This is a genomic window from Thalassobius sp. MITS945101, from assembly GCF_047123305.1.
Taxonomy (GTDB): Bacteria; Pseudomonadota; Alphaproteobacteria; order Rhodobacterales; family Rhodobacteraceae; genus Thalassobius.
This window is the reverse complement of sequence record NZ_CP138918.1, coordinates 3,444,736-3,462,079: the sequence shown is the minus strand read 5'-3', so window position 1 is coordinate 3,462,079 and position 17,344 is coordinate 3,444,736. Positions and strand designations below refer to the sequence as shown.

The 17,344-nt window shown below is 60.2% G+C and carries 18 protein-coding genes; 11 read left to right on the top strand and 7 right to left on the bottom strand.

The window, feature by feature from the left end:
• Nucleotides 1-38: 38 nt before the first annotated feature.
• Nucleotides 39-1,301: a glutamate-5-semialdehyde dehydrogenase gene (locus SIC14_RS17130; protein ID WP_412563122.1), complete on the top strand. Its 1,263-nt coding sequence runs from the start codon at nt 39-41 to the stop codon at nt 1,299-1,301.
• An 11-nt stretch (nt 1,302-1,312) separates the two neighbouring features.
• On the opposite strand, the gene SIC14_RS17125 is transcribed toward SIC14_RS17130, so the two are convergent.
• The gene (locus SIC14_RS17125; protein ID WP_412563121.1) at nt 1,313-1,906 is read right to left on the bottom strand and encodes a histidine phosphotransferase family protein; all 594 of its coding nucleotides are present in this window, start codon (nt 1,904-1,906) and stop codon (nt 1,313-1,315) included.
• A 31-nt stretch (nt 1,907-1,937) separates the two neighbouring features.
• On the opposite strand from SIC14_RS17125, the gene SIC14_RS17120 reads away from it, so the two are divergent.
• The 3 genes from SIC14_RS17120 to SIC14_RS17110 all read left to right on the top strand — a co-directional run bounded on the left by SIC14_RS17120 (nt 1,938) and on the right by SIC14_RS17110 (nt 3,906).
• Complete coding sequence (locus tag SIC14_RS17120; protein ID WP_412563120.1) at nt 1,938-2,117, top strand: DUF3553 domain-containing protein; 180 nt, start codon at nt 1,938-1,940, stop codon at nt 2,115-2,117.
• Between the two features lie 173 nt (nt 2,118-2,290).
• Nucleotides 2,291-3,064 (top strand): GNAT family N-acetyltransferase, encoded by a 774-nt coding sequence (locus SIC14_RS17115; protein WP_412563119.1) that lies wholly within the window; start codon nt 2,291-2,293, stop codon nt 3,062-3,064.
• Nucleotides 3,061-3,906, top strand: a complete 846-nt coding sequence (locus SIC14_RS17110; protein WP_412563118.1) for a lysophospholipid acyltransferase family protein — start codon at nt 3,061-3,063, stop codon at nt 3,904-3,906. Before SIC14_RS17115 ends, SIC14_RS17110 begins: the two co-directional genes overlap by 4 nt.
• A 46-nt stretch (nt 3,907-3,952) precedes the next feature.
• Here the strand turns inward: SIC14_RS17110 and mnmA are convergent, their stop codons facing one another.
• Nucleotides 3,953-5,095, bottom strand: a complete 1,143-nt coding sequence (gene mnmA / locus SIC14_RS17105; RefSeq protein WP_412563117.1) for a tRNA 2-thiouridine(34) synthase MnmA — start codon at nt 5,093-5,095, stop codon at nt 3,953-3,955.
• A gap of 125 nt (nt 5,096-5,220) precedes the next feature.
• Here mnmA and SIC14_RS17100 point away from each other — a divergent pair, with 125 nt between their 5' ends.
• From SIC14_RS17100 to SIC14_RS17080, 5 genes are all read left to right on the top strand, one after another.
• Nucleotides 5,221-5,499 (top strand): DUF1153 domain-containing protein, encoded by a 279-nt coding sequence (locus SIC14_RS17100; protein WP_412563116.1) that lies wholly within the window; start codon nt 5,221-5,223, stop codon nt 5,497-5,499.
• Nucleotides 5,500-5,590: 91 nt separating this feature from the next.
• Complete coding sequence (gene ctrA, locus SIC14_RS17095; RefSeq protein ID WP_412563115.1) at nt 5,591-6,307, top strand: response regulator transcription factor CtrA; 717 nt, start codon at nt 5,591-5,593, stop codon at nt 6,305-6,307.
• A gap of 105 nt (nt 6,308-6,412) precedes the next feature.
• Nucleotides 6,413-8,683, top strand: a complete 2,271-nt coding sequence (ligA, locus tag SIC14_RS17090; protein ID WP_412563114.1) for an NAD-dependent DNA ligase LigA — start codon at nt 6,413-6,415, stop codon at nt 8,681-8,683.
• Entirely contained in the window at nt 8,680-10,770 is a 2,091-nt protein-coding gene (gene recG, locus SIC14_RS17085; RefSeq protein ID WP_412563113.1) for an ATP-dependent DNA helicase RecG, read from the top strand. The genes ligA and recG overlap by 4 nt, the downstream gene beginning before the upstream one ends.
• A gap of 118 nt (nt 10,771-10,888) precedes the next feature.
• Nucleotides 10,889-11,011 (top strand): hypothetical protein, encoded by a 123-nt coding sequence (locus SIC14_RS17080; RefSeq protein ID WP_412563112.1) that lies wholly within the window; start codon nt 10,889-10,891, stop codon nt 11,009-11,011.
• 270 nt (nt 11,012-11,281) lie between these two features.
• Here SIC14_RS17080 and SIC14_RS17075 read toward each other — a convergent pair whose 3' ends face one another.
• Complete coding sequence (locus tag SIC14_RS17075) at nt 11,282-11,734, bottom strand: iron-sulfur cluster assembly scaffold protein (RefSeq protein WP_412563111.1); 453 nt, start codon at nt 11,732-11,734, stop codon at nt 11,282-11,284.
• A gap of 48 nt (nt 11,735-11,782) precedes the next feature.
• On the opposite strand from SIC14_RS17075, the gene hisI reads away from it, so the two are divergent.
• On the top strand, nt 11,783-12,160 hold the full coding sequence (gene hisI / locus SIC14_RS17070; protein ID WP_412563110.1) for a phosphoribosyl-AMP cyclohydrolase: 378 nt from the start codon (nt 11,783-11,785) through the stop codon (nt 12,158-12,160).
• Between the two features lie 87 nt (nt 12,161-12,247).
• Here the strand turns inward: hisI and gluQRS are convergent, their stop codons facing one another.
• The 4 genes from gluQRS to SIC14_RS17050 all read right to left on the bottom strand — a co-directional run bounded on the left by gluQRS (nt 12,248) and on the right by SIC14_RS17050 (nt 16,790).
• Nucleotides 12,248-13,099, bottom strand: coding sequence for a tRNA glutamyl-Q(34) synthetase GluQRS (gene gluQRS / locus SIC14_RS17065; protein ID WP_412563109.1), 852 nt, complete (start codon nt 13,097-13,099; stop codon nt 12,248-12,250).
• A gap of 9 nt (nt 13,100-13,108) precedes the next feature.
• The gene (trmFO, locus tag SIC14_RS17060) at nt 13,109-14,452 is read right to left on the bottom strand and encodes a methylenetetrahydrofolate--tRNA-(uracil(54)-C(5))-methyltransferase (FADH(2)-oxidizing) TrmFO (RefSeq protein WP_412563108.1); all 1,344 of its coding nucleotides are present in this window, start codon (nt 14,450-14,452) and stop codon (nt 13,109-13,111) included.
• Between the two features lie 102 nt (nt 14,453-14,554).
• Nucleotides 14,555-16,066 carry a cytochrome-c peroxidase gene (locus SIC14_RS17055; protein ID WP_412563107.1) on the bottom strand — a complete coding sequence of 504 codons (1,512 nt, stop codon included), beginning with the start codon at nt 16,064-16,066 and terminating at the stop codon, nt 14,555-14,557.
• Nucleotides 16,005-16,790 carry an enoyl-CoA hydratase gene (locus SIC14_RS17050; protein ID WP_412563106.1) on the bottom strand — a complete coding sequence of 262 codons (786 nt, stop codon included), beginning with the start codon at nt 16,788-16,790 and terminating at the stop codon, nt 16,005-16,007. The genes SIC14_RS17055 and SIC14_RS17050 overlap by 62 nt, the downstream gene beginning before the upstream one ends.
• Before the next feature lie 81 nt (nt 16,791-16,871).
• On the opposite strand from SIC14_RS17050, the gene SIC14_RS17045 reads away from it, so the two are divergent.
• On the top strand, nt 16,872-17,291 hold the full coding sequence (locus SIC14_RS17045; protein ID WP_412563105.1) for a PaaI family thioesterase: 420 nt from the start codon (nt 16,872-16,874) through the stop codon (nt 17,289-17,291).
• Nucleotides 17,292-17,344: the final 53 nt, after the last annotated feature.

Genomic DNA, 17,344 nt, shown 5'->3' with positions numbered 1-17,344 from the left:
ATAACCGAAACCCTGTTTTGCAAAAACGGAATGATCTCATGAAAGACAGCGATAACATCCCCGCAATGATGCAAGAGCTTGGCCAGCGCGCCAAGGCCGCCGCAGCAGAGCTGGGTTTCGCGCCAACCGCACAGCGCCAGCAGGCGCTGGAAGCCGCCGCCGATGCTGTCTGGGCCAAGCGGGCCGAGATCATTGCCGCCAATGCCGAAGATCTGGAGTTTGGCCGCAATAAAGGCCTGTCGGACGCGATGATGGACCGGTTGATGCTGGATGAGGCGCGTATTCAGGGCATCGTGGACGGTCTGCGCAATGTGGCCGGGCAGGATGATCCCGTGGGCGAGGTGCTGGCCGAATGGGACCGGCCCTCGGGTCTGAACATTCGCCGCGTGCGCACGCCTCTGGGTGTGATCGGTGTGATCTACGAAAGCCGTCCCAATGTGACCGCGGATGCTGGGGCGCTTTGCCTGAAATCGGGCAATGCGGTGATCCTGCGGGGGGGCTCGGAAAGCTTCCATTCCTCCGGTATGATCCATTCCTGTCTGGTCGAAGGCCTGAAGGCCGCAGGCCTGCCCGCAGACGCCATCCAACTGGTGCCGACCCGTGACCGGGCGGCGGTACAGGAATTGCTGACCATGACGGACCATGTGGACGTGATCGTGCCCCGTGGCGGCAAAGGTCTGGTGGGGCTGGTGCAGCGCGAAGCCCGCGTGCCGGTCTTTGCGCATCTGGAAGGGATCGTGCACATCTACGTCGATAAGGCTGCAGATCCGCAAAAGGCGCTGGATGTTGTGCTGAACGCCAAGACCCGCCGCACCGGTATCTGTGGCGCTGCGGAATGTCTGCTGATCCACCGCGATATTGCCGATGGGCTGGGCGCTGATCTGATCCGCGCGCTTGTTGAGGCCGGGGTTGAGGTGCACGCGGGCGCAGGTCTGCAACTGGAAGGCACCTTGGCGGCAACCGATGAGGATTGGGGCAAGGAGTTCCTCGACAGTATCATTGCCGCCAAAGTGGTCGAGGATGTCGATGGGGCCATCGCCCATATCCGCGCCTATTCCTCCAGCCACACCGATTGTGTGCTGACCGAAGACGACGCAGTGGCCGATCGGTTCTTTGAACGTCTCGACAGTGCGATCCTGATGCGCAACGCTTCAACCCAGTTCGCCGATGGCGGCGAATTTGGCATGGGGGCTGAGATTGGCATCGCCACCGGAAAAATGCACGCCCGAGGCCCGGTGGGGGCGGCGCAGCTGACCAGCTTCAAATATCTGGTGGTTGGCGACGGCACCACCCGCCCGTAATCCCAGACAGATCAGAAGCGCAGGCTGACCAATGTGGCGAAACATTCTGCCACCGGCCTGCGCCCCAGCCGATGCAGGGCATTTTGCAACAGCGCAAATTCCACCTCATTGGCCGCTTCCGGTACGGTCTCCATCGCGATCAATGCCTGCCAGGTCTCCGCATCCCAGAGCAGTTTGCGCCCGTCCGCCGTGAGGTGCCAACAGCTGCCTTCGTTGGTGATCTGGATGCGCCCGCCGTAGGGCAGGCACCGTTCCAGACACATAGCTGCCAGACAGACCGCCTGTACCTCGGTGCGCGGTGCGGCGTTTGGCCCGTTCCAGTGGTAGCTCACCCGCCCGGTACGACCGATATCCGCCAACAGGCCGGAAATCTCTGACGCGCCAATCTGCTGCATCGCCGTTGCACGACCGAAAGCCAGACGAAACAACCGGATCCGTGCATTGGCATGATCGAGGCTCTCCTGAATAAGGCTCATCTCCGGGCTTAACGCCCCCGAGGTCATTTGCATCAGTTCCAGCCCGTTGCCTATGGCGCCAATCGGGCTGACCAGATCGTGGCAGATGCGCGACCCTATCAGCTGCGCCAGCTCTTGGTTATGGTCCATCTTTGATTCCCCCCCCCTGATTGGACGTGTCATGACAAATCTGAATTCCTATCTCGAACCCGGCATGCGCGTGCGCCACCCCGGTCAGCCCGACTGGGGCGTGGGGCAGGTGCAATCCAACATCGGTGGCAAGGTTACGGTGAACTTCCCCGACGCCGGTAAAGTGGTGATTGATGGTAACCGAATCGAATTGATGCCCGTGTTTGAGTAGATCTGATTGCTTTGTATTTTATTGATTGAGACTGGTTAGAAATTGGTAAACCCAACGATTTACAACCCTAGATCGTTTTTTGGGTTGTGAAAACAAGTTTTCGAGCCAAGCTTGCATTAGGTCCTCTGCCTGATAAAACCGCTGTAAATACAGGCGATCTCGGGGGCAAAGGGATGGGGCAGCCGGAATTTTCGGCAAAACTGGTGGAGACAGAGGCGGAGCTGCGCGCGGCGCAGCACCTCAGGTATCGCGTTTTTGTCGAAGAACTGGGCGGTGGTGGCACAATGGTGGATCATACTGCCCGGTTGGAGCAGGATCGGTTTGATCCGTATTTTGACCACCTGATTTTGCTGGACCATGCCCGCGGCGATGACATCCGCGATCAGGTTGTCGGCGTTTACCGCCTGCTGCGCGATGATCAGGCAGAGGCCGCCGGTCAGTTCTATTCCGAGGATGAATACGACCTCTCGCCGTTGAAAGCTTCGGGTCGTAAGCTTTTGGAATTAGGTCGTTCCTGTCTGGATGCAGAGTATCGCGGTGGGGCGGCGATGTATCATCTGTGGAATGCCCTGGCGGCTTATGTGTTGGAGCATGAGATTGAGATCCTGTTTGGCGTTGCCAGTTTCCACGGCACCGATCTGGAGGCCCTGGCCCAGCCATTGTCGATGTTGCATCACAACCATCTGGCGCCAACCGATTTGCGCGTCATCGCGCAACCGGCGCATTTTGCGGCGATGGATCGTGTGGCCCCCGAAGCGCTGGACCGGCGCGCCGCTATGGTGCAGGTGCCCTCGTTGATCAAAGCCTATCTGCGGCTTGGTGGTTTCGTGGGCGAAGGCGCCTATGTGGATCACGCGTTTAACACCACAGATGTGTGCCTGATCATGGACACTGAGCGGATGAACGCAAAGCAGAAAAACATTTATACCAAAGAGGTTGCGCGGTGAGTGTAAAGTGGGAGAAGCCCGAAGAACCCGCTGCAGAACGGATCTCTCTGGCGGGTTGGCTGCGGGCTGCGTTGCGCGGGCTGACGCTGGGCGCGCTGGTGTTTGGCGGGTTGCTGATCCTATTGCTGGTGCGGATGATGGAGCGGCCGTTTTACGGGCTGCATCGGCCGGTGACGCCGCATATCACCCAGTTTGTCTGCCGCAATGCGTTCCGCATCCTGCAAATGCCTCATCGGGCCCATGGCGCGCGCATGGCGGAAAAGGGCGCTGTGGTCGCCAATCATGCCTCCTGGCTGGATATTTTCACGTTGAACTCCCGCAAGCGGGTGTATTTTGTCTCTAAGGCCGAAGTGGCGGGTTGGCCCGGTATTGGCTGGCTGGCGCGGGCAACCGGCACCGTGTTTATTCGCCGCGATCCCAAAGACGCCAAACTCCAACAACAGGTGTTCGAAGAACGGCTGCTGGCGGGGCATAAGCTCTTGTTTTTCCCAGAAGGAACATCGACGGATGGCCTTCAGGTTTTGCCTTTTAAATCAACGCTCTTTCAGGCGTTCTTTCATGATCACTTGCGGCATGAGATGCACATTCAGCCGGTGACGGTGATCTACCGCGCCCCTGAGGGTGAGGATCCGCGGTTCTATGGCTGGTGGGGTGACATGGATTTTGGCACCCATCTGCTAAAGACGCTGGCCGCACGCCGGCAGGGGTCGGTTGAGGTGATTTACCACGATCCGGTTCGGGTGGACGATTTCCCCAACCGCAAAAGTCTGGCGGCGCATGTGGAACAGGTGGTGCGCTCTGGCATGCCTCCTGAGCGTCAGGGGCTGTCTGGCCCGAAGTGAAAAAGGCCGGGAAATACCCCCGGCCTTTTCTTTTCAGATCATCGCCTTAGACGCCGCGCCAAATCCAGCCGCCGCCGAAAATCCGGCTGCCTTCGCCCGCGTAGAACACGCAGGCCTGACCGGGGCTGACGCCTTCTTCGGGGGTCAGCAATTCGACTTCGGCCTCGGTTTCCGAGATCGGACGGAGGATCGCATCACGCGGTGGCCGGGTGGACCGCACCTTAACCTGTAGGTGCCATTCCTCACGCGAGGTGAAAGCTTCGTCGCCCAACCAGTTGATTTCCCTGACAGGTATGGTCCGGGTCGCCAGCATCTCTTTGGGGCCGACAACCACATGTTTGTTGTCCACGTCCAGTTTCACCACATAAAGGGGCTCGCTCAAGCCCCCGATGCCAAGGCCGCGGCGCTGACCAATGGTGTAGTGGATCACGCCATCGTGTGTGCCCAGCACCCGCCCGTCGGCATGCACAATCTCCCCCGGTTCCGCAGCACCGGGGCGCAGCTTTTCAATCACCGAGGCGTAATTTCCGTTTGGAACGAAGCAGATATCCTGACTGTCTGGTTTGTCCGCAACAGCCAGCCCGTATTTCGCGGCCAGCTCGCGGGTGGCGTCCTTGGAAGGCAGATGACCCAGCGGAAAACGCAGGTAAGACAGCTGTTCCGGTGTGGTCGAAAACAGGAAATAGCTCTGATCACGGTTGGCATCTTCGGCGCTGTGCAGCTCGGGGCCGTTGGCGCCCATCTTGCGCTGAATGTAGTGGCCGGTGGCCATACAGTCGGCCTCAAGATCCTTGGCCGTTTCCAAGAGGTCTTTGAACTTCACCCGTTCATTACAGCGAATACAGGGCACCGGCGTGGCGCCACCCAGGTAGCTGTCGGCAAATTCATCGATCACTGCTTCCTGGAAGATGTTTTCATAATCAAGTACATAGTGGGGGAAGTTCATCTCTTCCGCCACGCGACGCGCGTCATGAATATCGATGCCGGCACAACAGGCCCCTTTTTTTGCCAGGGCCGCGCCATGATCATAGAGCTGCAGGGTCACGCCGACCACGTCATAGCCTTCCTCTGCCAGCTGCGCTGCAACGACCGAGGAATCCACACCACCCGACATGGCGACGACCACGCGGGTATCAGACGGGGGCTTGGCAAAGCCCAATGAGTTCAGGCCGCTGTTTTCATCCAGCATCGTTCACGACTCCTTAGGAAAGACTGCGAGAATATAGGAAAATTGCAGATACTCTCAAGGGGGCGTTTCACCGCTTATTAAGTGACTTGCGCAATTCTGTCGGTCCAGCACCGAGGAGCCGCAAGATGTATCTGAAAAAACTCGACGGGCCGCGCACCGTTACCCTGCCGGATGGCACCCATATGACCCGCGCGGATTTGCCTCCTTCTGGCACCACACGTTGGGTCGCCAGTCGCAAGGCGGCGGTGGTGCGGGGGGTGCTCTATGGCCTGCTCACACAGGAAGAGGCGCTGGAAACCTACGGGTTGAGCGAGGCGGAATTTCAGGAGTGGCTGGTTGCTATGGGCAAGCACGGGATCGGGGCGTTGAAAACCACCAAGATAAAAAAGTATCGACAACCTTGAGTGGTGATCTATCTTTTTCTTGCGTTGATAACGCGTGATTAACCTTTTTCAGCCAAGTTGGTTTTATTGTACTGATTTTCGGAGAACGGATATGCGCATCCTGCTGGTGGAAGACGATCCCTCGACCTCGAAAAGTATCGAATTAATGCTGACCCATGCCAACCTGAACGTCTATACGACGGACCTCGGGGAGGAGGGGATCGATCTTGCCAAACTTTATGACTATGACCTGATTTTGCTGGACCTCGGCCTGCCGGATATGAACGGCCATGAGGTGCTGCGCCAGCTGCGGCTGGCACGGGTGGAAACCCCGATCCTCATCCTGTCCGGCTCCGACGATGCGGAAAGCAAGATCAAAGGCTTTGGATTCGGGGCGGATGACTATCTGACGAAACCGTTTCATCGGGATGAATTGGTGGCGCGGATCCATGCTATCATCCGGCGCTCCAAAGGCCATTCGCAATCGGTGATCCGCACCGGCAAGGTGCATGTGAACCTGGATGCCAAAACCGTTGAGGTGGGCGGCAAGACCGTGCATCTGACCGGCAAGGAATATCAAATGTTCGAACTGCTCTCGCTGCGCAAAGGCACCACGCTGACCAAAGAGATGTTCCTGAACCATCTCTATGGCGGCATGGATGAGCCGGAACTGAAAATCATCGATGTGTTTATCTGCAAGTTGCGCAAGAAACTCAGTAAGGCGACGGGCGGCGACAACTATATCGAAACGGTCTGGGGCCGTGGCTATGTTCTGCGCGATCCTGATCCTGCTTTGATGGGGCCGGAAACCCTGGCGTTGGAGGCTTAGCCGCCCGTTCGATGAACGGGACCTCTGGACCTTGGGCGGTCTGCGTCTTATCACTTGGAAAAGGTGAACAAGGCGCGAACGTCGCGCCGTCCAGAGGGTGGGAATGTGACCGATCATCAGGCGAAAACGCAGGCGACAACCGCGGTGGAAGATTTGACCGAGGGGGAGGCGCGCGCAGAACTGGCGCGGCTGGCAGAGGTTCTGGCCGCTGCAAATGCGGCCTATCACGGGGCGGACGCGCCAGAGATATCGGATGCGGATTTTGATGCGCTGAAGCGGCGGAACGCCGCGATAGAGGCTCGGTTTCCTGCGCTGAAACGGGCCGACTCGCCCAGTGATCAGGTTGGCGCCGTCGCAGCAGAAGGCTTTGGCAAGATCACCCATGTGGTCCGCATGCTCTCCCTTGGCAATGCTTTTGAGGATCAGGATGTGGCGGATTTCGCCACCCAGATCGGCAAGTTTCTGGGCCAGGACGCCCGCGCGATCCGCTTCACCGCAGAGCCCAAGATTGACGGTCTGTCGCTCTCGCTGCGTTACGAACAGGGGCGGCTGGTGCAGGCCGCCACCCGCGGTGACGGGGAAGTTGGCGAAAACGTCACGGCCAATGCGCTGACCATTGCCGACATCCCGCAGCAGCTGACCGATGCGCCGGAGGTGCTGGAGGTACGCGGTGAGGTTTACATGAGCCACACCGATTTTGAGACGCTGAACCAGCGGCAGGCGGAACGCGGCGGCAAACCCTTTGCCAACCCACGCAACGCGGCCGCAGGCTCCCTGCGTCAGTTGAATGCCGAGATCACTCGCGACAGGCCGCTCAGGTTCTTTGCCTATGCCTGGGGGGACCTGTCGACGCCGCTGGCAGAAACGCAGATGGGGGCGATCAACCGGCTGGCGGACCTTGGGTTTCAAACCAATCCGCTCACCAAACTTTGCAACAGCACGGCAGAGCTGATTGACCATTACCGCAGCATCGAACAGCAGCGGGCGGGTCTGGGCTATGACATTGACGGGGTGGTTTACAAGGTCGATGACCTTGATCTGCAGGCGCGGCTAGGCTTCCGCTCAACCACGCCGCGGTGGGCCATCGCGCATAAATTCCCGGCCGAGCTGGCCTGGACCCGGCTTGAGGCGATCGACATCCAAGTCGGGCGCACCGGCGCCCTGTCGCCGGTGGCACGGCTTGCCCCCGTCACCGTGGGCGGCGTGGTGGTGTCCAATGCAACGCTGCACAATGAGGATTACATCCGCGGCCGCGATTCCAAGGGCGAGCAGATCCGCGACGGCAAGGATTTCCGCATTGGCGATTGGGTGCAGGTTTACCGCGCGGGCGATGTGATCCCGAAACTGGCGGATGTGGATCTCACCAAGCGGCCCGAGGATGCCGCCCCCTATGAGTTCCCCGAAGCCTGCCCGATCTGTCAGTCTCCGGCCATCCGGGAAGAGGGTGACGCGGTGCGCTACTGTACCGGCGGCATGATCTGTGCGGCGCAAGCGGTTGAGAAACTGAAACATTTTGTTGCGCGCAAGGCATTCGATATCGAAGGTCTGGGCGCCAAACAGATTGAGATGTTTTACAATGATGCGGTGCTGCCGATCCGGGAACCTGCCGATATTTTCTCTTTGCAGGTGCGTGATGGTGAGACCCTGGCGCGTCTGAAAAATCGCGACGGATGGGGCGAGCAAAGCGCGGGCAACCTGTTCCAGGCGATTGAAGAAAAACGCACAATTCCCTTTGGCAAAATGCTTTTTGCTTTGGGCATCCGACATGTTGGGGAAACCGCAGCCAAAGATCTGGCGCTGCACTTCCTCGAGTGGGACAAGCTGGCGGAGACCGCAGATCGCGCCCGTCCGGCGGCGCTGGCGTTCCGGCAGGCCGATCTGGCCGAAGAAGAGGAGCGTCTGGCAGCCAAGACCGCAGGCCGTCGTGCCAAGATCAAGGAAACCCGCGATCTGGCCATTACCGACTGTGAGGTCCCAGCAAATGCCGCTGCTGCGTGGGAGGATCTGATTGCCATCGACGGCATTGGCGCCACGGTTGGCCTGTCGCTGACGGATGCATTTGCCAACCCCGAAGAACGCGCTGCGATTGACCGGCTGGTGGCGTCGCTCACCATCATCCCGCCCGAAGCGCCCTCTGCCGAGAGCCCGGTCGCAGGCAAAACCGTGGTCTTCACCGGCAAGTTGGAAAAGATGAGCCGGGATGAGGCCAAGGCGACCGCCGAAAAACTGGGGGCAAAGGTGGCCGGTTCTGTGAGCAAGAAAACCGACCTTCTGGTCGCGGGACCCGGCGCGGGCTCCAAGGCCAAGAAGGCGGCGGATCTGGGCATTGAGACCATCGATGAAGATGGCTGGCTGGAGCTGATCGCAGGGTTATGAGCGGCCGTCCCGAACAGCTTTATCCGCTGTTTGCGGATCTGGAGACGCTGGAAGGCGTTGGCCCGAAGACCGCACAGAACTTTGCGGGGCTGCATGTATCGCGGCCGCGTGATCTGATTTTTAACATGCCTCACAGCGGGATAGATCGCACGGCACGGCCTACGGTACAGGGCGCAATCCTGCCCGAGGTGATCACGGTAGAGGTCTCGGTGGGGGCACATAAGCCGGCGCGCAATCGCGGCGGCGCCTACCGGATCACGGTGGAGGATGCTGAGACCACGTTCCAGCTGGTGTTTTTCCATGGCCGCAGCAACTACCTGCAATCTGTGTTGCCGGAAGGCGCGCGGCGGGTGGTATCGGGCAAGGTAGAGCTGTTTGACGGGGTGGCGCAGATGGTCCATCCCGATCACATGTTGCCGCTGGAAGAGGCCAGTGACATCCCGAGTTTTGAGCCGGTTTACCCGCTGACCGCAGGCGTCAGTCTGAAACAGATGGGCAAGGCGGTGACCTCGGCCCTGACGCGGGTGCCGGATCTGCCGGAGTGGATCGATCCAGAGCAGAAAAAACAGGCGGGTTGGCCGGATTGGGCCGCTGCTGTGCAGGCCGCGCATCAGCCCGAAGCGCCGGAGGATTTGCAGGCCACTGCGCCGGCGCGGGAACGGTTGGCCTATGATGAGTTGATGGCGCATCAGTTGACCCTGGCGCTGGCGCGGTCGCAGTTGCGGCGGGCGCAGGGTATGGTGACACGTGGCACGGGCGCAAAACAGGCGCAGGTTCTGGCCGCCTTACCCTATACGCCGACAGGGGCGCAAAGCCGCGCCATTGCCGAGATTCAGGCCGATATGGCGGCACCCACCAAGATGAACAGGCTGCTACAGGGTGACGTGGGCGCCGGTAAAACGCTGGTGGCCTTCATGGCGCTTTTGACCGCTGTAGAGGCGGGTGGGCAGGGGGTGATGATGGCCCCGACCGAAATTCTGGCCCGTCAGCATATGGAGGGGCTCCAGCCGCTGGCGGAAGATGCGGGCGTGGTGCTGGAACTGCTGACCGGGCGAGACAAGGGCAAAGAACGCACCGCCAAACTTGCAGCATTGGCGCGTGGCGACATTCAAATGTTGGTCGGCACCCATGCGGTGTTCCAGAAGGACGTGGAATTTCAGGACCTGCGCCTTGCCGTGGTGGATGAACAGCATCGCTTTGGGGTGCGGCAACGGTTGGAGCTCGGCAAGAAGGGCGCAGGCGCGGATGTTCTGGTGATGACCGCAACGCCGATCCCACGCTCGCTGGCACTGGCGCAATATGGTGACATGGATGTGTCAGTGCTGGATGAGAAACCGCCGGGGCGCAAGCCGATCAAGACGGCGATGGTCTCTACCGGACGTATGGACGAGGTGGTGAACCACCTGCACAAAGCGGTGCAAGAAGGGAAACAGGCCTATTGGGTCTGTCCTTTGGTCGAGGAAAGTGAGGTCATGGATCTCACCGCTGCGGATGAACGGTTCAAACACCTGCGCGCCGTGCTGGGCGAAGGTGTGGTGGGGCTGGTGCATGGCCAGATGCCCCCGGCAGACAAAGACGCGGCGATGGCAGATTTTGTTGCCGGCAAGACCAATGTGCTGGTGGCAACCACGGTGATCGAGGTTGGGGTGAATGTGCCTAATGCAACGATCATGGTGATTGAGCGCGCCGAAAGCTTTGGTCTGGCGCAGTTGCACCAGCTGCGGGGCCGTGTTGGCCGTGGCGCGGCGGAATCGACCTGTCTGCTACTCTACCAGGCGCCGTTGAATGAGACCGGTGAGAAACGCCTGACCTCGCTGCGCGAGACGGAGGACGGTTTCCGCATTGCGGAGGTGGATCTGGAAATGCGCGGCTCGGGCGATCTGATCGGAACGGCTCAGTCCGGTTTGCCACGGTTCCGCGTGGCTGATCTGGAACGGCAGGCCCCCTTGATGGCGGTGGCGCAAAGCGATGCGCGCAAACTGTTGAATGATGACCCGACACTGGAAAGCGACCGGGGCAAGGCGGCCCGTGTTCTGTTGTGGCTGATGGAACAGGATCAGGCAATTCGTTTGATTTCAGTGGGTTAAGCTCTCGCTCACGGAGATGAGAACATTTTGTTCACAAATGTTCTCAAAAAGTTCTTTACCCGACTCGCTCGATATGAGAACAAAGCGGCAACAAAGGTGAGGGAAGGGAGAACACGACATGATCCGCGATATCAAAGCCACGATCCAACGGTCTCAGGACACTCTGTTGGCAGACACTATCGGTGCTGCTGCGCTGGTTGTGATGTTTGTGATCGGTCTGCATCTGCCACTTCTGGCCTAGGCCTGCCCTCATTTTCTGTTTCTGCCTGCCTGTTCGTGCCGGTGCCTTGCTGCGTTCTTTATCCCCATTCAGGGCGCCGCTGACCTGCCTGTCCCAATAGGGTCTTTAGGGAGTTGCCTCTCCCTCTGAGGTGCCGGAACTGCCACGATCAAGCGACTTTACCCGCCGCCATCCCTTTGGATGTGCGGCGGCTTTTTTTGTGCGGGGAATGTCGATGGCAAAAGAAAAGCGCCCGTTGGGGCGCTTCTGTTTGGTCAATGGAGAAATTGCTTAGGCGCAGCTGCGTTCCAACGCTTGGTCGAAGGCTTCCAGCGTGGCCTCCAGCACCAGCATGATTGAGGCATGGCGGTTTTTGTATTCCCGCGCCGGGATCAGCACCTCCAGCCCGTCAAAAGGCGCGTCCGGCACCGGGCCTTCGTTCTTCAGCATCTCTTTCAACTGGTCCCGACCACGTTCAATGGTGGCGCGGTCGGTGCCAATCACCGCCGCCCCCACAACCGAGGCCGCCGCCTGACCCAGGGCGCAGGCCTTCACGTCCTGACCAAACGCAGCAATCTTGCCGTCATTTAGGGCAATCTCCACCGTCACCGTGGACCCACAAAGCGGCGAGCGGCGTTTGGCCGTGGCATCGGGACTGTCCAGCTCATCGATATGCGGAATATCGGCGGCCAGTTCCAGAATGCGGGCAGAATAGAGCTTGATGAGGTCGGTCTCACCGGACATGGCTTTTCCTTTGCTTGCGTTCCCCATAGATAGGGGGCTGAACCGGAGATGCAAAAGGTTTTTACCATGGGTTTTGATGCCGCGACACTAAAGTATGACACCAACGGGCTGATCCCCGCCATCGCGCAGGATGCCGAGACCCATGAGGTGCTGATGATGGCCTGGATGAACGCAGAATCGGTCGCCCGCACGTTGGAGAGCGGCAAGGTGACCTATTGGTCACGGTCGCGCCAAGGTTTCTGGGTGAAGGGGGAAAGCTCGGGCCATGTGCAGGAGCTGGTGGATTTTCGCTATGACTGCGATCAGGACTGCATTCTGGTGCTGGTCAAACAGACGGGCCCGGCCTGCCACACCAACCGCCGCAGCTGTTTTTACACAGCCGTGCGCGAAGGGGAAACGGTGGAGCTGATGACGCCGATGGTGTGATCTGTGGCAACTGGTGAGGCATAAGGGGCTTTGCCCCTCGCCGCGCTGCGGCTCACCCCAGGATATTGTGACCAAGAAGAAACGCGCTCAGAGCCCGACCATCTGGCGAATGTCGCCGGGGCTGGCGCCGTCTGCGCGGTATTTGGCGATGGCGCGGGCGTCGTCGCGTTTGGCCAACCGTTTGCCAACGTCGTCGCGGATCAGTCGGTGATGGTGGTAGCGGGGCGTTGGCAAGTCCAAGAGGCGTTGCAGCAGCACATGGATTTGGGTGGCGTCAAACAGATCGGCGCCGCGGGTGACTTCGGTGATGCCTTGCGCGGCATCGTCCAGCACCACCGAGAGGTGGTAGGAGGTGCCCATGTCACGCCGCGCCAGCACGATGTCCCCCACGGTTTCGATCAGCTGCTGCGCGGGAATCTCATGTGTGGCGGGGTGTTCCCCGGTTTCGGTGAAGCACAGGGGGGCGGGGCCGATGGCCTCGGCCGCACTGGCGATGTTGAGGCGTAGTGCCTGAGCGGGCATGTCCTGCGGGCGATTGAGGTGGCGGCAGGTGCCGGGATAGATTAGGCCGTCGGGACCATAGGCGGGGTCTGCGCCTTCTTGCGGGGCGGAGACGGCCGCGAGGATATCGCGCCGATTGCATTGGCAGGGGTAGAGCAGCCCGCGTTCCCAGAGGTTTTGCAGGGCCGCGCGATACTGTGGTAGGCGATCTGACTGGCGCATCACAGGTGTGGGCCAGCGGAGGCCAAACCAATGCAGATCCTCATAGATCTGCGTCTCCCACGCGGGGCGGGCGCGGCTTTGATCGATGTCTTCGATCCGCAAGAGGAACTGCCCGCCAGCGGCCTGCGCCCGGTCCGAGGCCAGCAGCGCAGAATAGGCGTGACCCAGATGCAGCGGCCCTGTTGGGCTGGGGGCGAACCGGGTCACGAAGGGCATGGGGAAACCTTAGCTTTGGCCGTCAAGCCATTCCTGGAAAACGACTTTGGCGCGGTCGGTGTAGGCTTTGTAACGATCCTTGCGACCGCGACGCCCGCCTTTCAACCCTTCAACAGGGCGGAACAGGCCGAAGTTCACATTCATCGGTTGGAAGGTCTTGGCCTCGGCTCCGCCGGTGATGTGGTGGATCAGCGCGCCCATGGCGCTGTCCTGCGGCGCGGTTTGCAGGTTTTTGCCAAGGAGTTCTGCCGCGGCCAGACGACCGGCCAAGAGGCCCATGGCGGCGCTTTCCACATAGCCCTCAACCCCGGTGACCTGACCGGCGAAACGGATGTTGGGGCGGGATTTCAGCCGCATCTGGTCATCCAGCAACGTCGGCGAATTCAGGAAGGTGTTGCGGTGGATGCCACCAAGGCGGGCAAAGCTGGCGTCCTGCAGGCCCGGGATCATCTTGAACACTTCGGTCTGGGCGCCGTATTTCATCTTGGTCTGGAAGCCAACGATGTTGAACAGCGTGCCCAAAGCGTTGTCGCGGCGCAGCTGCACCACGGCGTAGGGTTTGTTGTCCGGATCATGCGGGTTGGTCAGGCCAACTGGCTTCATCGGGCCAAAGCGCAGGGTTTCACGGCCGCGTTCCGCCATGACCTCGATCGGCAGGCAGCCGTCGAAATAGCCGGCGGTTTCGCCTTCGTGGAATTCGGTTTTGTCGGCCGCCATCAGCGCGTCGATGAACGCCTCATACTGGTCCTTGGTCATCGGGCAATTGAGGTAGGCTTTCTGCTCTTCCTCGGTTTCGCCTTTGTCGTAGCGCGATTGCATCCAGGCCACGTCCATATTGATCGACTCGGCATAGACGATGGGGGCAATTGCATCAAAAAACGCCAGGCGTTCCGATCCGGTTTCGGCTTGAATCGCTTCGCCCAGTTTGGCGGAGGTCAGAGGGCCGGTGGCAAAGATCCAGGTGCCATCGTCGGGCAGTTCGGTGATTTCACCATATTCGACCGAGATATTCGGGTGCTCCGTCAGCGCCTCGGTGACGCTTTCGGCAAAGGGATCGCGGTCCACAGCCAATGCACCACCGGCGGGCAGACGGTGTTTTTGCGCCATCTGCATGATCAACCCGTTTGCGGCGCGCATTTCCCAATGCAAGAGGCCAACAGCGTTTTGTTCATGGTCATCCGAACGGAAGGAGTTCGAACAGACCATTTCCCCCAGGTTGCCGGTTTGATGCGCAAAGGTTCCCACCTCTGGGCGCATCTCATGCAGCACCACCTCAACACCCATGTTTGCAGCCTGCCAGGCCGCCTCGGACCCGGCCATGCCGCCGCCAACGATATGCAATCTCTTATCCATGGGGGCGATGTAGGGCAGAATGCGGACTTTGGGAAGGGGGATCGGCGGGAAGGCGTCGGGATGCCTTGATGTTAACCTGTATTCAGCAAGGTTGCGTGGCTGTTAACGCTCAACCGGTAGGCCGGAGGGCACACTGTCGGGCACGCCAAGGCGGCCTTTGGCGGCATTCGCATCCGTCAGCGCGTTCAGGAACGTAAGGATCTGGCGGATCTCTGCCTCTTGCAGATCAATCGTGGCCAGTTCGATCCCGGCGGCAATGTCGAACAGTTCGACCTCATCGTCCAGGGCGGCGAAATCATTCAGCGGCAGGGGATGCAGACGGGCGCGGCTGCGGTCATAGGTCATCAGGCTGTCGACCGGTGCCATATGGTGCAGGATGACGGACACCAGGTCAGGATAGGCACCGGCGTGCCCATAAGGTGCTGTCAGCGCAACATTGCGCAGCGAAGGTGTACGGAAACGGTAAAAATCCACGGTTTCGCCTGTCACAAGGTGGCGGCCGGTGTCGGCATAGGCAATCTCACCGCCTTTGCCGGGGCCGATCTGGGGCATGCCGATGGCGTGAAATTGCTGGTCGCTTTGCAGCAGCCCGGCATGGCATCCGGCGCAGCCCGCCTTGCCGTAAAACAGCGCCATGCCCTGTTGCGCAGCAGGGCTCATCGCTGTGTCGTCGCCCGCCAGATAGCGGTCAAACGGGCTGTTGATGGCGCGGAACTCATAGGCAATGAAGGCGGCGAGGGCGTTGGCAATGTCGGTGATTTCCACCTTTTCTTCGCCGTTTACTGCATTGAAAAGAATGCGATATTCGGTGTTCCCGTTGATCCGGCCCGCCAGCTGACCCCAGGCCTTGGCAGGATCATCGGCGGCCACTGCATCTGCCACCGGGTTTTCGTCGGGATGTCCCGCCATTTCATCCGCTGAGAGCACCGGCAGCAACGCCTGCGCTGCAAGGAGCGAGTCGACAGGACCGGGCAAATCACGCCCTTCCGGCATGGTAAACCCGTAAGGCGCGGATGCATCGCGCGCCAGCCGACCATCGTGAAACATCACCTCAAAGCTGTCGGCACCAAGGTTCCACAGGGCTGGCGCATTGCGGGGAATACGGGCGGCCACGGTTTCGCCCGGGCGCAGGGTGCGGTCGGGGCCGAGGCCAATGCCGCCGTCGCCGATCGGCAGGGACATCCCATCCGATGTGCCAAGGCTGGGATGATGGCAGGTGGCGCAGGCAATGGTCTGGTTGCCCGACAGGATCGGGTCATAGAACAGTTTCTGCCCCAGCAGCACTTCGCTTAGATTTGGTTCAGGGAAGGTTGCGTGGGTCGCCTGCGCCGGGAGATCCAAAAGGTCTCGCTCTGGCAGATCGGCAGCCGGAGAGAACCCAGCTGTGAGAGAGTAGACGCCGACGGCGACCCATGCTCGCATGATCAAGAGGCCAAAGTCTGGCCTCAATTCAGGTGATAGCAGGCGAAAATGCGGCAGGAAAGTGGTCACTGTGAAAAAGTCTGGATCGTTTTTGGAAACATTGGTTAACGGCGGGGCGTCAGCGGCAAGGTTATTGCGACCAGTCAGGGTCACGTTTTTCCAGGAAGGCGGCAATGCCTTCTTCGGTGTCACGGTAGAGCATATTCTGCACCATCACGTCGCCGGTATAGGCATAGGCCTCGGCCAGACCCATTTCGAGTTGCTGGTAAAAGGCCTCTTTGCCAATTTTCACCGCCGCCCCCAGTTTGGCCGCCACAATCTCGGCCAGGGCTTTGGTTTCCGTGGCCAGATCTGCGGCAGGCACCACGCGGTTCACCAGCCCCAGCGCCTCAGCCCGTTCGGCGGAAAGAAACCGACCGGTGGTCAGCATTTCAAAAGCTTGTTTGCGCGGAATGTTGCGGCTGAGCGCCACCATCGGGGTCGAGCAGAACAGGCCGATGTTGACCCCGTTCACGCCAAATCGCGTGCCTTCGGCCGCCACCGCCATGTCACAGCTGGCCACCAGCTGGCAGCCCGCCGCAGTGGCGATGCCGTGGACCTGGGCGATCACCGGCTGGGGCAGGGTCTTGATCGACTGCATCATGGTGGCGCAACGGCCAAACAGGTCGGCAAAATAGGCCTGTCCGCCGTCCTCTGCCTGACGGGCGGCGGTCATCTGTTTCAGGTCATGACCAGCACAAAATGCTTTGCCCGCCCCGGAAATCACAATGGCGCGGATGGTCTGGTCTTCGCGCAGGGCGTCAAACTCCCCTTGTAACGCCGCCAGCATCTCATCGCTTAGGGGATTGAGCTTCTCGGGATGGTTCAATTGCAGATGCGCCACCGCATTTGTGTCGCTACGTTCCAAAATCGCCATCTTGTTCTCCTCACCCGGTCGCGGCAACTCTAGGCGGCAAGACCGTCAGAGGGAAGGCCGCAAGGGGCCGGGAGGGAAGATATGCCGTTGAAAATGACCGCAGAAGAGTTGCAGGCCTTTGTTGGGGAGGTGTTTCCGCAGGTCAAAGATGATTTTGTCATCGAAGAGCTGGCGGACATGCGGGTCAAAGTGCGGATGCGCATTGGCGAGCAGCATCTGCGTCCCGGCGGCACGGTGTCCGGGCCTTCGATGTTCGCCTTGGCGGATGTTTCGGTCTATCTGGCGGTGATGGCGATGATTGGCCCCAAAGCGCTGGCGGTGACCACCAACTCTTCCCTCGATTTCATGCGCAAACCCGCTTCGGGAGTGGATCTGATCGGCGAATGCCGGTTGCTGAAGCTGGGCAAGGTTTTGGCTGTGGGCGACGTCCTGCTGTTCTCGGAAGGGATGGCGCAGCCGGTGGCGCGGGCCTCGATGACCTATTCGATTCCGCCTCGCTGAGCGGTGGTTGATCCGATCCGGCCCCCGTGCCAGTCTTGCGCCAAAAGGGCAGG